Here is a 13376-nt window from a genome sequence, read left to right as displayed (position 1 = left end):
GTTTTGCGCGCAGGTGTGCAGTTGAGTGTCCGGTCGCTGCTGCGGCGGATGTTCTGGGCGCGGCTGGTGCTGGTCCAGGCGGTGCTGGGGACGCTGTGCGCGGTGGCCATCGCGGCGGTGCCGTGGACCGACCGGGGTGTTCCGCGGGTGGTGTTCTGGGTGGGGCTCGTACCGACACTGCTGACGATCTGGTTCGACCGGCCGCGCACGCGGTGAGCCCCGGCGTGCCCGAACCCTCGCGAGCCCCGGGCAGCCTCGGACCGCTGGTGAGCCCCGACGGCCCAGGCCGCTCAACGGGCGAGGCAGCCCAGGCCGCTCAGCGGGCGAGGCGGCCCAGCAGCGAACCGGCGGCGACGATGCCGACCAGGGCCGCGAAGGCGAGGACCGCGAGGTCGAGGGCGAGGTGGGCGTGGGTGCCGATGAGGAGGCCGCGCAGGGCATCGACCTCGTAACTCAGCGGGTTCACCCTGCTGACGGCCTGAAGCCAGCCGGGCATCAGCGCGACCGGGTAGAGCGCGTTCGAGGCGAAGAAGAGCGGCATCGTGATGGCCTGGCCGATGCCCATCAGCCGGTCACGGGTGAGCACGATCCCGGCGATCGACATCGACAGGCAGGAGAAGAACGCCGAGGCGAGCACGACCACCAGCACGACGCCCAGCAGACGCAGCGGGTTCCACGTCATGCCCACGCCCAGCAGGGCGGCGATCACGATGACGACCGCGGCCTGGATCACCGCCTTCACCCCGGCGGCGAACGCCTTGCCCGTCACCAGGGCGGTACGGGGCGTGGGGGTGACCATGAGTTTGGTGAGGACGCCGGAGTCCCGCTCCCAGATGATCATGATGCCGTAGAAGATCGCGATGAACATGGCCGACTGGGCGATGATGCCGGGCGCGAGGAAGTCGAGGTAGGGGACGCCCCCGGTGGGGATGGCGTGGATACGGGAGAAGGTCTCGCCGAAGATCAGCAGCCAGAGGGCGGGCTGGACGGCCCGGGTGTAGATCTCGGTGCGGTCGTGGAGCAGCTTCTGGAGTTCGACGGCGCACATCGCGGCCACTCTCGCCGGTACGACGCGCCAGGCGGTGCGAGGCGGTGGCGGGGTCAGCAGCAGTGCGAAGCGCTGGTCGGGCGGGGAGCCGGACTCAGCCGAGGCGGGATGCGGTGCGACGGGTACGGCGGACATCTCGGAACGCTCCTTTCCCTTCGTCGGAGGCCGAGCCCGGGTCGTTCAGTCCGCTTCCGGAGTGGTAGCGGAAGACGTCCTCCAGGGACGGCGGCAGAAGACCCGTCTCGCCGGATTCCCGGCGGTGGGCGACGAGTTCGTTCTTCAGCTCGGCGGGCGTGCCGAGCGCGCGGAGTCTGCCGAGGTGCATCAGGGCGAGCCGGTCGCAGCGCTGGTCAGCCTCGTCCATCGAGTGGGTGGTGACCAGCACGGTCATCCCGGTGCCGGTCCGTATCTCGGTGATGCGGTCCCAGACGCTGTCCCGCGCGATCGGGTCGAGGCCGATGGTCGGCTCGTCCAGGATCATCAGCCGGGGCGCGCTGACCAGGGCCTGGGCGAGTTCGAGGCGGCGGACCATGCCGCCGGAGTACGTGCCGGCGAGCCGGTTCGCGACCTCGCCGAGGCCGACCGCGTCCAGCGCCTGGGAGACCCGCGCGGCGCGCTGGCGGCGGGGTACGTCGAAGACGCGGGCGAAGAGCTGGACGTTCTCCCGGCCGGTGAGGCTCGCATCGGCCGACAGCTGCTGCGGTACGTAGCCGAGCAGGCGCCGTACGGCCATCTTGTGCCGGGCCGCGTCGTGGCCGAAGACCTCGATGACGCCGGGCGGTACGGGCAGGAGTGTGGTGATCGCGCGCATGGTGGTGGTCTTGCCCGCGCCGTTGGGCCCGAGAAGGCCGAACACCTCCCCCCGGCCGACCAGCAGATCCAGGCCGTCGACGGCTTTCGCATCGCCGAAGCTGTAGCTCAGGCCGGTGCAGTTGAGGGCAGGTGCGGTTTCCGTGGTCACGCGATCTCATCCCCTTCGCGCAGCGGGTCCCCCTCGCGCAGGGAGTCGGCCAGTCCGCGCAGGGCCGGGAGCGCGGCGGCAAGCGCCGCCCGGTCGTCCGGGCCGAGCCGGGCCAGGTGTTCGCGGAAGAGCGCCTCGCGACGGGCGCGCCAGTCGCGCAGCTTCCCGACACCTGCGGAGGTCGGGTACAGCAACGCGGCACGCCCGTCTCCGGGGTCCTTCTCCCGTCGCAGCAGTCCTTCGGCGACGAGGTGGTTCACCAGGGTGCTGACCGAGTTGGCCGCGAGACAGAGGCTGTGTGCGGCCGTCGAGACCCGGATGCCGGGCTCGGCGGCCACCAGCCGCAGCAACTCGGCGTGCGCCCCGCGCAGCCGGGGGGCGCCCATGCCACTCCACAGGCGTCGCCGGGCGAGCCTCTGTATACGGGGCAGGAGTCCGGCGAGCTCATCAGGGAGATCACCCGCCGCCATCTGTCCATTTTAGCTCTGTATACGAGGTAATGCCCCTATGTATTTTGTCCATGCGGAAGGACTGGAAGGATCCGGGAGGCCTTGGCCCCGCGCGGCGGCGAGCAGGCCGGGCCGGATGTTCAGCAGTCCGGGAACCGCTCCCCGCACCGGCTGCAGAACACCGGTTCCGGGTCCTGCGAGAGCCGGCCGCACTCGGGGCAGACCCGGTCCAGCATGCAGGGCGCCTCGCCGCCCTCGTGGGCCGTCGAGGGCTTGATGGTCAGGCCGGGGCGGCGGCGGTGGACCGTCACGTACGCCAGCCCTTCCGGTCCCGCGACGAGCGCACGGCGCGAGGTGCGGGGCAGCCAGACGACCGTGGTCGGGGCCAGGTTCAGTACGTCGCCGCCCCCGGCCACGACCCGGCCGCTGCCCGCGATGACGACGAGGAGGACGTCCAGGACGTCCTCCTGATGCTCACCGACCTCCGCGCCCTGCGGAAGACGCACCAGATTGGCGTCCAACTCCCGACCCTGCTCGGCCAGTTGCCACAGCGCACCGCGGTCGTCATGGGCGGCGGCGGTCAGCAGTTCATCGAGTACGGCCAGTACCCGGGGTACGGAATTCACAACGAACAGGCTACGCCCGCCCTACGCTGGCCCCTTTGCCCGCCAAGTCTGCCCGCCGAGCCGAAGGAGCCGCCGCGCCATGGACCGCGAGCCCGACGAGAAGTACCCGCCGATCGAACCGTACGAGCACGGCATGCTCGATGTCGGGGAAGGCAACCTCGTGTACTGGGAGGTGTGCGGCAACCCGGACGGCAAACCCGCGGTCGTCGTGCACGGCGGTCCCGGCTCGGGGTGCACCGAGCGCTCCCGGCAGTACTTCGACCCGGACCGCTACCGCGTCGTCCTCTTCGACCAGCGGGGCTGCGGCCGCTCCACCCCGCACGCGAGCGACCCGGCCACCGACATGCGGTACAACACGACCGACCGGCTGATCGCCGACATGGAGCGGCTGCGGGTCCGTCTCGGTATCGACCGGTGGCTTCTGTACGGCGGTTCCTGGGGCTCGACGCTGATCCTCGCGTACGCCGAGCAGCACCCGGAACGGGTCTCGGAGATCGTGATCCCGGCCGTCACGACGACCCGGCGCTCCGAGATCGACTGGCTGTACCGGGGCGCCGGACAGATCTTCCCGGAGGCATGGGACCTGTTCCGGGCCGGGGTCCCGGAGGCCGAGGGGGACGCGACTCCGGACGTCCTCGCCGCGTACGCCCGGCGGATGGAGAGCCCCGACGCCGGTGTACGGGAGCAGGCGACGGCCGACTGGTGCGCCTGGGAGGACGCGGTGCTCTCCCAGGAGACGTACACCGGTCCGCCGCCGTACAGCGGGCGCCCCGATCGGGCGCGGCAGGCGCTGGTACGGATCTGCTCGCACTACTTCTCCCGGGGTGCCTGGCTGGAGGAGGGGCAGCTGATCCGGGACGCGGGGCGGCTGGCGGGGATTCCGGGCGTGCTGGTGCACGGGCGGTTCGACCTGGGCGGGCCGCTGATCACCGCGTGGGAGCTGACGAAGGCGTGGCCGGACGCGGAACTGACCGTGATCGGCGGTGCGGGGCATCTGGGCGGCCCGGCGACGAGCCGGGCGGTGCTGGCGGCGCTGGACCGGTTCGCGGTCCGGACCCGGCCGGAGCGTCCCTGACGTACCACCCGGCGCTCCCCGGACCGGGGCGATGCCACCCGCGTAGACACCACGGCGTCGGCACATGGCAAGCTGTGTCTCCGCTGCATGCGCGCGCTAGCACCCGTACCCCCCACTGGTCCTGTGACGACCGGTGCTGTCGCCTGCCGCAGCCCCTGACGCAATGACCGTCCTTAAGCGATCCTTGGGGTACGACTTGAGATCGAAGAAGAGAATCTGGGTCACGGCTGCCGTGGCCACCTCCGCCCTGGCGGGCGTCCTGGTCTTCGAGGGGGTGACGGGCAACCCCTCGGTGGACTCGGACACCAAGTCCGCCCCGGCCAAGGCCGATGTCCGCGCGACCGCGCTCAAGGTCGGCGGCGACGGTACGTCCGCCTCCCTCGACAAGCGGGACACCGCGCCGTTCAGCATGCTGGGCATCACCTGGACCGACCCGGCGGCCAAGGTCGCCGGAGCCGTGGAGGTACGGACCCGGTCCGCCGCCAACGGGAACTGGACGTCCTGGCTTCCGCTCGAAACCGACGTCGACGGCCGTACGGAGACCGGCCGGGCCGGCGTACGTGGGACCACCGAGCCGCGCTGGGTGGGCCCGTCCAACGGTGTCGAGGTACGGATCAACGCGGGCGGCAAGGTCTCCTCGAAGCTGCCCGCGGGGCTGCGGCTGGACACCGTGGACCCGGGCCGCAGCGGCACCCTCGACGCCGACCCGGCCGCGTTCGCCGCCGACCTCCCCACTGCGGACGACCCCTCGGCCACGCCCTCCGCCGACGAGACGGACTCCACCACCCCCGAGTCGCCCGCGCCCGACGACAGCACGGAGCCGCCCGCCGAGGCCACTCCGTCCGAACCGGCGTCGCCCACCCCGTCCGCCCCTGCCACACAGGCGCCCACTCCCCCGGCGAGCCAGAGCCCCTCGCCGTCCGCGAGTCCGACCCCGTCCCAGACCCTGCCGTCCGCGCCGCCGTCGACCGTGCCGAAGCCGCCCATCACCTCGCGGGCGGGCTGGGGTGCCGACGAGTCGATGAGCCCGGAAGCGCCGGAGTACCTGGACACCATCAAGGCCGTCTTCGTCCACCACACCGCGGGGAGCAACACATACTCCTGCGCCGACTCCGCGGCGATCGTGCGCAGCCTGTACGCGTTCCACGTCAAGGCCAACGGGTGGAAGGACCTCGGTTACAACTTCGTGGTCGACAAGTGCGGGACGGTCTTCGAGGGCCGTAAGGGCGGCGTGGACCGGCCGGTCCTCGGCGCGCACACCTACGGCTTCAACCGCGAGTCGACCGGTATCGCGGTCATCGGTACGTACACGGACGCGACCGCTCCCACTGCGGTGACCACCTCCGTGGCACGGATCGCCGCATGGAAGCTCGGCCAGTACAAGGGCGACCCGGCGGGCACCACGACGCTCACCGCGGGCGCCAATGGCTCCAACGGCTTCAGGAAGACGTTCACCGCCGGTACGAAGTACCCGTTCAACCAGATCTCCGGGCACCGCGACGGCTTCAACACCGAGTGCCCCGGCACCAAGCTGTACGGGCAGCTGCCCGCGATCCGCAGCCTCGCCGCGGGCCCCGTCACCGGGCTGGCCATCAAGTCGGTGACCGGCGCCGGGCTCTCGGGCACGACGTACTACACCAAGTCCGCGGTCACCGTGGGCTGGTCGGCGAGCACCCCGAGCGCGTTCGTCTCCAAGTACGAGCTGCTGGTCGACGGCAAGTCCGTCGCCACCACCGCCGGGACGGCCACCTCGGCCAAGGCCACGATCGCCGTCGGCTCCCACAAGGTCCAGGTGCGCGCCACCCACCAGTCGGGCAAGGTCACCACGTCCACGGCGGCCACCGTCGTCGCCGACCAGACGGCGCCCTCCTTCACCACCAAGCCCAGCCTGGCCCTGCGCACCGGCACGGTGAACACCACGGCCGTACCGCTCACCCTGAAGTGGAAGGCCACCGACGCCGCCTCGCTCAAGGAGGTCAGGCTCACCGCCCCGGTCGCCAAGACCTACGGCCCGACGACCACCAGCGCCTCGCACACCGCGAAGTCGGGCGCGGCGACCAGCTGGGCCATGACCGCGTACGACCTGGCCGGCAACACCGCCTCCGCATCGGTCTCCGGCACGCCGGTCATCGTCCAGGAGAGCTCGGCGACGAAGACCGGCACTTGGACGACGAAGTCCTCGTCCAGCTACCTCGGCGGCAAGTCGTACTCCAGCTCGTCCAAGAACGCGAGCCTGAGCTGGACGTTCACCGGCCGCTCGGTCGCCCTGATCGCCTCCAGGGCCACCACCTCCGGCCAGGTGTACGTCTATGTGGACGGGGTCAAGGTGTCCACGGTGGACCTGAAGTCCAGCACCACCAAGTACCGCGACGCGCTGTGGACGAAGAGCTGGACCAGCAGTGCCAAGCACACCGTCAAGATCGTCGTCGTGGCCACTTCCGGCCGGCCGACGGTCACCACGGACGGCATCGTGTACCTGAAGTGACGTAGCCGCTCCCGCGAGGCATTCGCGCGACGCCCTGCCCCCGGCACTGCGCCGGGGGCAGGGCGCGTTCCGGGCCGCTCTTGCTTCGAGCGGACTCGAAGGCGTTGGCTTGGTGCCCATGGAGTACACGCAGCTCGGACGCACCGGACTCAAAGTCAGCCGTCTCGTCCTCGGCACCATGAACTTCGGCCCGCAGACCAATGAGGTCGACAGCCACGCCATCATGGACGCGGCGCTGGACACGGGATTGAATTTCTTCGACACCGCGAACGTATACGGCTGGGGCGAGAACAAGGGCCGCACCGAAGAGATCATCGGCACCTGGTTCGCCCAGGGCGGCGACCGCCGCGACAAGGTGGTCCTGGCCACCAAGATGTACGGGAACATGGCCGCCGACGGCGAGGCCTGGCCGAACCACGACAAGCTCTCCGCCGTGAACATCCGGCGCTCGGTCGAGGCGTCGCTGAAGCGGCTCCAGACGGACTACATCGACCTCTACCAGTTCCACCACGTCGACCGGAACACCCCCTTCGAGGAGATCTGGCAGGCGATCGACGTCCTGATCCAGCAGGGCAAGATCCTCTACGCGGGCTCGTCGAACTTCGCCGGTTACAAGATCGCTCAGGCCAATGAACTGGCCGCCCGGCGCGGCTCGTTGGGCCTGGTCAGTGAGCAGTGCATCTACAACCTGATCGAGCGCCGCGCAGAGATGGAGGTCATCCCGGCAGCGCAGGAGTACGGACTCGGCGTCATCCCGTGGTCCCCGCTGCACGGCGGCCTGCTGGGCGGTGTGCTGAAGAAGGAGCGCGAGGGAACGGCCGGGCGTTCGGCCTCCGGGCGCAGTGCGGACGCGCTGAAGAACTCGGCGCAGCGCGAGAAGATCCAGGCGTACGAGGACCTGCTCGACAAGCACGGCCTGGAGCCGGGCGAGGTCGGCCTGGCGTGGCTGCTGGCGCAGCCGGGGGTGACGGGGCCGATCGTCGGGCCGCGCAACCAGGAGCAGCTGGACTCGGCGCTGCGGGCGGTGGAGCTGGACCTCTCCGCGGAGCTGCTGGCGTCGCTCGATGAGATCTTCCCGGGGCCGGGGCCGTCGCCGGAGGCGTTCGCCTGGTGACAGTGATCCGACGGATGGCCGGGCAGCCGGTCGGGCGTTCGGCCAGGCAGCCGGTCGGGCGTTCGGCCAGGCAGCCGGTCGGGCGTTCGGCCAGGCAGCCGGTCGGGCGTTCGGCCGGGCAGCCGGTCGGGCGTTCGGCCGGGCAGCCGGTCTGACGGACCGCCCGTCCGGCAGGTACGGGCCGCCGTTGCCTCGCCCCCGCGTCGTCGGGGGGCGAGGGCGACGGCGGCCCGTACCCGTACCGGCCCTCGGAGCGGCGTTCCGAACCTGGCCCTCGGGCACCCTCCTAGGGCCGCTGCGGCGCCTGCGCCGACGGATCGGGCGTCTGCGGCACGGCCGCTGACGCCGGCCGTCACTGACCCACGGCGGCTGCCACGGCTACTACGACGAACATCAGCACGAGTACGGACGCCATGATGCGGTTTCTGGTCTTCGGATCCACCCTTCGAGCGTAACCGCCGGTCTCAGTGGCCCAGCGACCAGGATCCGATCACCTCGTACCGCGGCCGCTCCCCGGCCACCCCGGTGACCGGCAGATTGCTGCGCACGAGGGCGACCTCGCCGACCTCCCACGGGGTGCCCTCAAAACCTTCGAGGGCCGCGGCATAGGGGCGCAGGTCGGTCTCGGTGCGGCTGCGGGCGAGGGTGAGGTGCGCACTGTAGTGGCGGTGCTCGTCCATCGGGACGCCGGAGCGGCGGGCAGCCGCGTCGGCGCGTTCGGCGAGGAGGCGCAGCGTGTCGAGTCCGCCCGCAGCCCCGACCCACAGCACCCGCCCACCGAACCGGCCGCCGCTGTGGAGGCGCAGCGGGAAGGGCTCGGTGCGGCCGGCCGCCCGCGCGAGGCGCACCCGCAGCTCGGGCAGCAGCTCCTCGTCCACGGCCCCGAGGAACGCGAGCGTGAAGTGCCACCCCGGCTCACCGGTCCAGCGCAGTCTCCCGGCACCGGGGAGCGCGCGCAGCGGGGCGACGGCACGGCGCAGTTCCTGGAGGGCGTGGTCGGGCGGCAGAACGGCGACAAAGAGTCTGAGACTGCTCATGGGCCGAGTGTCGCACCGTACCGGCGTGTCTTCGTCTCCGTGCGTATCGTTGTACTACGCGGCTGCCCGCGCCCGTGCGGCAGCGGGGAGGAGCGGCACGATGACCGTCGTGGACACCGACAGGATCGAAATGGCCGACATCAGCGACGAGCGCACTCTGGACATGATGTTCGAGTGGCTTGAGCCCACCCCCGAGGGATTCAAGGTCGAGATCGTCGAGGGGAACATCTACATGTCGCCGCAACGGGACACCCACTGGGACGTCATCATCGACATCATCGAGCAACTGCGTGCCAGGTACCCGCGGCAACGGCTCAAGTCCGACGTCCGCATCGACTTCCCGGGCCGTCTCAACGGCTTCGCTTCCGATGTCGTAGCCCTGGCCGAGGACGCCACCAAAGACGCCAAGGGCCGTTGGCGCTACCAGGACATCGAGTTCGTGGCCGAGGTGATCTCCAAGGACACCGCCGACAACGACTACGGACCGAAGAAGGCCGCATATGCCACCGCCGGTGTGCCGGTGTACGTCATCGTCGACCCGTACACCGGCACGTGGCATCTCCACACGATCCCGAAGGACGACGAGTACCGCAGCGTACTGAGCCTCGACTTCGGTACCCCGATCGACCTCACTTCGACCGTGGTGGGCCTCACCCTGGAGACGGGCGGATTCCCCCGCGACTGACACCCCGACGCGCGGCGACAGCGGCACGGCCCCGACCGGGGGACAACCGGTCGGGGCCGTGTGGCGTGCTGCGCGGACGACCCTCAGGCCGCCGTGGCCAGCTCTTCACGCGGGACGAACCGCACGTGCGGGCGCCCCGGGCGGAGGTCGACCCGGAGGCGCAGGCCGCCGACGCGGGCCAGCATGAGGCCGACGCCGACCGCTGCGACCAGCGAGAACGCACCGCCGACCGCCATGCCCGTACGGACCCCGTACGTGTCGCTGATCCAGCCGACGATCGGGGCGCCCACCGGCGTACCCCCGGCGAAGACCATCATGTACAGACTCATGACGCGGCCGCGCATGGCCGGGTCGGCGGCCATCTGGACGCTCGTGTTCGCGCTGATGTTGGTCGTCAGGCCGATCATGCCGATCGGGACCAGCAGGATCGCGAAGAGCCAGACGGACGGCGACAGGGAGGCGATGATCTCCAGCAGTCCGAACGCGGTGCCCGCGGCCACCAGCATCCGCAGCCGCGAGGAGCGGCGGCGGGCGGCGAGCAGGGCGCCCGCGAGGGAGCCGGCGGCCATGAGGATGTTGAAGAACGAGTACATCCCGGCGCCGCCGTGGAAGATCTCGTCCGCGAAGGCCGTGAGCCAGATCGGGAAGTTGAATCCGAACGTGCCAACGAAGCCGACCAGGACGATCGGCCAGACGAGCTCGGGGCGGCCGGAGACGTAGCGCAGGCCCTCGCGCAGCTGGCCCTTGGCGCGGGGTACGACGGTGGCCTTGTGCAGCTCGCTCGTGCGCATCAGCATCAGGCCGACGAGCGGGGCGGCGAAGGACAGGCCGTTGAACATGAAGGCCCAGCCGCTGCCGACGGTGGTGATCAGGACACCGGCGACGGCGGGGCCGATGAGGCGGGCGGACTGGAAGTTCGCCGAGTTGAGGCTGACCGCGTTCCGCAGCTGGGCGGGGCCGACCATCTCGGAGACGAACGACTGGCGGGCCGGGTTGTCCACGACCGTCACCATGCCGAGCAGGAACGCGATGAGGTAGACGTGCCACACCTGGACGACACCGGAGAGCGTGAGCACCGCGAGGGCGATCCCGCACAGGCCGAGCGCCGCCTGGCTGACGAGAAGGAGCTTCCGCTTCGGGAGCCGGTCGGCGATGACGCCGCCGTACAGGCCGAAGAGAAGCATCGGGAGGAACTGAAGGGCCGTGGTGATGCCGACGGCGGTGGCGGATCCGGTGAGGCTCAGGACGAGCCAGTCCTGCGTGATGCGGGACATCCAGGTACCGGTGTTGGAGATCACGGCGCCCGTGGCGAACAGGCGGTAGTTGCGGATCTTCAGCGACGAGAAGGTCCCGCCGGGCTTGCTCTCGTGGGTGGAAGTCGGTGCGGGGGCGGAGTCTGCTCCGGATCCCGTACTCAAAAGGGTTCGCCTCCTCGGGCGTCTACAAGTCACTGACTGACAAGGGTGCGGGCGGTGCGCCGGTGGTCCGGCGCGGCCGGCCCGCTACAGGTGGGCGAGCTTCTCCAGCACGGGCGCCGCCTTGCGCAGCGTCTCCCACTCGTCCTCGTCCAGGCCCTCGGCGAGGGTGGCCAGCCAGGCGTTCCGCTTGGAGCGGCTCTCTTCGAGCATGGCTTCCGCCCGCTCGGTCTGGCTGACCATCTTCTGACGACGGTCATCGGGGTGCGGTTCCAGTCTGACCAGCCCCTTCGCTTCCAGCAGCGCGACGATGCGGGTCATCGACGGAGGCTGCACATGCTCCCTGCGGGCCAGCTCACCCGGTGTGGCCGAGCCGCAGCGGGCGAGCGTGCCGAGCACCGACATTTCGGTGGGGCTCAGTGACTCGTCGACGCGCTGGTGCTTCAAGCGACGGCCGAGCAGCATCACGGCTGAGCGGAGGGAGCTCACGGCGGCCGCACTGTCGCCGTCGTGGATCAGGTCAGGCATGTTTATTAGGGTACCTCATTACCTACCCTAAAGACCATTCGTGTTACACGCGCGAGAGGCAGACTGCCCAATCGATCACCCGAACGAGTGAGTCGGATCCGGAAAGTGACGCGAACCGACCTCTTGGGCCGTAACCCTGCTTGCCATGGGATCGACTGTGCTCAGCCTGCGGATAGACGGTGAGCTGCTCGACCGGCTCCGCCGACATGCCGCCAAACGCGGAATGAGCGTCCAGGACTATGTGGTCCGGACGCTCATTCGCGATGACTTCGACGAGCGCTTCAAGGCGGCCGTCGACGAGACGGAGAAGTTCTACGGGTCGCAGGAGACCGCGGGGATCAGGGCGGAAGAGGTCACGTGAGCCTCCAGGCCGCGCGGATCAGGGCGGCAGCGGTCACGACGTGAGGCCGAGGGCCGGCATCGCGTAGTAGAAGACGAAGACCGCGGACACCACGTACATCGCCGCCGGCACCTCGCGCCAGCGTCCGGCCACGACCCGCAGCACGGAGAAGGCGATGAAGCCGATGCCGATGCCGTTGGTGATCGAGTACGTGAACGGCATCATCAGCATGGCCAGGAAGGCCGGGATGGCGAGCGTGTAGTCGCTCCAGTCGATGTCCCGCACCGAACCCGAGATGATCAGGAAGCCCACCGCCAGCAGCGCCGGGGTGGCCGCCTGGGACGGGACCATGGTGGCCAGCGGCGTCAGGAACAGCGCCACCGTGAACAGCAGACCCGTCACGATGCTCGCGAAGCCGGTGCGGGCGCCCTCGCCGACCCCCGCCGTGGACTCCACGAAGCAGGTCCCCGCGGAGGCGGAGCTCGCACCGCCCGCGGCGACCGCGATGCCGTCGACGAACAGCACCTTGTTGATGCCGGGGAAGTTGCCGTCCGCGTCCGTCAGCTTCGCCTCGTCGCCGACACCGAGGATGGTGCCCATCGCGTCGAAGAAGCAGGACAGCAGCACGGTGAAGACGAACAGGATGCCGGTGAGCACGCCGACCTTGCTGAAGCCGCCGAACAGACTGGCGTGGCCGATCAGCCCGAAGTCCGGGGTGGCGACCGGGTTGCCCGGCCACTTCGGGACGGTCAGCCCCCACGCCTCGCCCGGCAGATCGGCGATCGCGTCGATGATCAGCGCGAGGACCGTCATCGCGACGATGGAGATCAGGATCGCGCCCGGCACCTTGCGGACGATCAGCGCGAGGGTGAGCAGCGCACCGATGACGAAGACGAGCACCGGCCAGCCGGTGAGGTGACCGGCGCTGCCGAGCTGGAGCGGCACGGTGGTGTGCGCGGCGTCCGGGATGCGGGAGACGAAGCCGGAATCGACCAGGCCGATCAGCAGGATGAAGAGACCGATACCGATCGCGATGCCCTTGCGGAGCGACTTCGGTACGGCGTGCATCACGCGTTCGCGCAACCCGGTCGCGACCAGCAGCATGACCACGATGCCCGCGAGGACGACCATGCCCATCGCGTCCGGCCAGCTCATCCTGGGGGCGAGCTGGAGGGCCACGACGGTGTTGACGCCGAGGCCGGCGGCCAGCGCGATCGGCACATTGCCGATGACGCCCATCAGGAGCGTGGAGAACGCGGCGGTCAGCACGGTCGCGGTGACCAGCTGGCCGCTGTCGAGCTGGTGCCCGTACATGTCCTTCGCGCTGCCGAGAATGATCGGGTTCAGCACGATGATGTACGCCATCGCGAAGAACGTGGCGAATCCGCCGCGGATCTCGCGCGCGACCGACGACCCCCGCTCGGAGATCTTGAAGAAGCGATCCAGGCCGTTGTGCGGCTGAGGGCCCGAGGACTGCGTGGAATCGACCGGAGCGGTGGCCGAGGGGGACATGTAGGACCTCAGTCGTACGTAGGGGGATTAAAAGTGGTCAGCTTTGGACGTTCAGACGAATAATTCGAGACAGTCGCAAGCAGATTCAGTATGAATACATA

The 13376-nt window shown here is 70.0% G+C and carries 14 protein-coding genes; 6 read left to right on the top strand and 8 right to left on the bottom strand.

Features of this window, described 5'->3' with window-relative positions:
• Positions 1–21 precede the first annotated feature (21 nt).
• Entirely contained in the window at positions 22–216 is a 195-nt protein-coding gene (locus OG306_RS21675) for a hypothetical protein (protein WP_266905868.1), read from the top strand.
• 100 nt (positions 217–316) lie between these two features.
• On the opposite strand, the gene OG306_RS21670 is transcribed toward OG306_RS21675, so the two are convergent.
• From OG306_RS21670 to OG306_RS21655, 4 genes are all read right to left on the bottom strand, one after another.
• The gene (locus OG306_RS21670; protein ID WP_266747737.1) at positions 317–1183 is read right to left on the bottom strand and encodes an ABC transporter permease; all 867 of its coding nucleotides are present in this window, start codon (positions 1181–1183) and stop codon (positions 317–319) included.
• A complete protein-coding gene (locus OG306_RS21665; protein WP_266747736.1) occupies positions 1143–2009 on the bottom strand; it encodes an ABC transporter ATP-binding protein in 867 nt (288 codons plus the stop codon). The genes OG306_RS21670 and OG306_RS21665 overlap by 41 nt, the downstream gene beginning before the upstream one ends.
• Positions 2006–2479, bottom strand: coding sequence for a MarR family winged helix-turn-helix transcriptional regulator (locus OG306_RS21660; protein ID WP_266747735.1), 474 nt, complete (start codon positions 2477–2479; stop codon positions 2006–2008). Before OG306_RS21660 ends, OG306_RS21665 begins: the two co-directional genes overlap by 4 nt.
• A gap of 119 nt (positions 2480–2598) precedes the next feature.
• Positions 2599–3084 (bottom strand): hypothetical protein, encoded by a 486-nt coding sequence (locus OG306_RS21655; RefSeq protein WP_266747734.1) that lies wholly within the window; start codon positions 3082–3084, stop codon positions 2599–2601.
• 79 nt (positions 3085–3163) lie between these two features.
• Between OG306_RS21655 and pip the strand changes: the two genes are divergently transcribed.
• The 3 genes from pip (at position 3164) to OG306_RS21640 (ending at position 7758) form a co-directional block, all read left to right on the top strand.
• Positions 3164–4159, top strand: a complete 996-nt coding sequence (gene pip / locus OG306_RS21650; protein ID WP_266905870.1) for a prolyl aminopeptidase — start codon at positions 3164–3166, stop codon at positions 4157–4159.
• A gap of 196 nt (positions 4160–4355) precedes the next feature.
• Complete coding sequence (locus OG306_RS21645) at positions 4356–6644, top strand: N-acetylmuramoyl-L-alanine amidase (RefSeq protein ID WP_266905872.1); 2289 nt, start codon at positions 4356–4358, stop codon at positions 6642–6644.
• 118 nt (positions 6645–6762) lie between these two features.
• Entirely contained in the window at positions 6763–7758 is a 996-nt protein-coding gene (locus OG306_RS21640; protein ID WP_266747731.1) for an aldo/keto reductase, read from the top strand.
• Between the two features lie 464 nt (positions 7759–8222).
• On the opposite strand, the gene thpR is transcribed toward OG306_RS21640, so the two are convergent.
• Positions 8223–8795 carry an RNA 2',3'-cyclic phosphodiesterase gene (thpR, locus tag OG306_RS21635; RefSeq protein WP_266747730.1) on the bottom strand — a complete coding sequence of 191 codons (573 nt, stop codon included), beginning with the start codon at positions 8793–8795 and terminating at the stop codon, positions 8223–8225.
• 100 nt (positions 8796–8895) lie between these two features.
• Between thpR and OG306_RS21630 the strand changes: the two genes are divergently transcribed.
• Complete coding sequence (locus OG306_RS21630) at positions 8896–9480, top strand: Uma2 family endonuclease (RefSeq protein ID WP_266747729.1); 585 nt, start codon at positions 8896–8898, stop codon at positions 9478–9480.
• Between the two features lie 83 nt (positions 9481–9563).
• Here OG306_RS21630 and OG306_RS21625 read toward each other — a convergent pair whose 3' ends face one another.
• Together OG306_RS21625 and OG306_RS21620 are read right to left on the bottom strand one after the other, a co-directional pair.
• Positions 9564–10898, bottom strand: a complete 1335-nt coding sequence (locus OG306_RS21625) for an MFS transporter (protein ID WP_266747728.1) — start codon at positions 10896–10898, stop codon at positions 9564–9566.
• 84 nt (positions 10899–10982) lie between these two features.
• Entirely contained in the window at positions 10983–11423 is a 441-nt protein-coding gene (locus tag OG306_RS21620) for a MarR family winged helix-turn-helix transcriptional regulator (protein WP_266747727.1), read from the bottom strand.
• 145 nt (positions 11424–11568) lie between these two features.
• Here OG306_RS21620 and OG306_RS21615 point away from each other — a divergent pair, with 145 nt between their 5' ends.
• A complete protein-coding gene (locus tag OG306_RS21615; RefSeq protein WP_266747726.1) occupies positions 11569–11784 on the top strand; it encodes a ribbon-helix-helix protein, CopG family in 216 nt (71 codons plus the stop codon).
• Positions 11785–11817: 33 nt separating this feature from the next.
• Here the strand turns inward: OG306_RS21615 and OG306_RS21610 are convergent, their stop codons facing one another.
• Positions 11818–13275 (bottom strand): NCS2 family permease, encoded by a 1458-nt coding sequence (locus tag OG306_RS21610; protein ID WP_266905876.1) that lies wholly within the window; start codon positions 13273–13275, stop codon positions 11818–11820.
• Positions 13276–13376: the final 101 nt, after the last annotated feature.

Origin of the sequence: Streptomyces sp. NBC_01241 (genome assembly GCF_041435435.1) — a bacterium.
Classification (GTDB): domain Bacteria; phylum Actinomycetota; class Actinomycetes; order Streptomycetales; family Streptomycetaceae; genus Streptomyces.
Note: the sequence above shows the minus strand (reverse complement) of the source record. Positions and strands in the feature narration are given on the sequence as shown.